The following is a 713-nucleotide window of genomic DNA, read 5'->3' as shown; positions in this document are numbered from 1 at the left end:
ATCAAAGAAATGCTGCTTTCCTATTTTGTGAAAAAGGCCTGTTTTATGCAGCAGCTCCTTCGGCTGCGATTGCAATCCTACAATCATCAGCTTTCCATTGTGACGTTTAATTCGATTCATAATGTTCCCAAGCACCGCTTCAGCTGACGTATCCATATAGTGCACCTTATTCATGAGCAGAATAAGGGTTTTCGGTTTTTTCTGTACATGCTCCAGCAATGACGATTCAAGAGAATCAATTGATCCGAAAAACAGCGGCCCTTCTATGGCATACATGCTGACAGATGGATCTTCTCTCTTCGCCAGAACAGGATGCGATTCCTGATTGTGGATGCGGGTCGCTTCGCTCATTCTTCTGATAAAGAACACGAATGCAAGCAGCAATCCGGTTGCCACACCGATGATTAAGTCAAAAAGAACCGTAAGGGCGAAGGTCGCCGCCAAAATAAAGGAATCAGCATTTTTCAGTCTCAGCATATTTGCGACTTCCTTGCGCTCACTCATATTCCATGCGACCACCATGAGAATCGGTGCCATACTGGCGAGCCTCACATGGGACGCGTAAGGCGCAAATACAAGCAGGACAAGGAGAACGACTACGCCGTGAACGACGCCGGAAACTGGGGAAACCGCTCCGTTTTTTATATTGGTCGCCGTTCTCGCAATCGCTCCTGTAGCCGGGATTCCGCCAAACAGGGGCGCTGCCATATTCG

Annotated in this window: 1 protein-coding gene; it reads right to left on the bottom strand. The window is 48.0% G+C overall.

Annotation, left to right across the window (positions count from 1 at the left end; genetic code table 11):
• A partial coding sequence (locus tag ACWHAR_RS27045) for a SulP family inorganic anion transporter (protein WP_452088429.1) occupies positions 1 to 713 on the bottom strand: 713 nt, incomplete at both ends.

It is taken from the genome of Bacillus sp. LR--39 (assembly GCF_053613335.1).
This window is presented reverse-complemented; position numbering and strand designations above follow the sequence as displayed.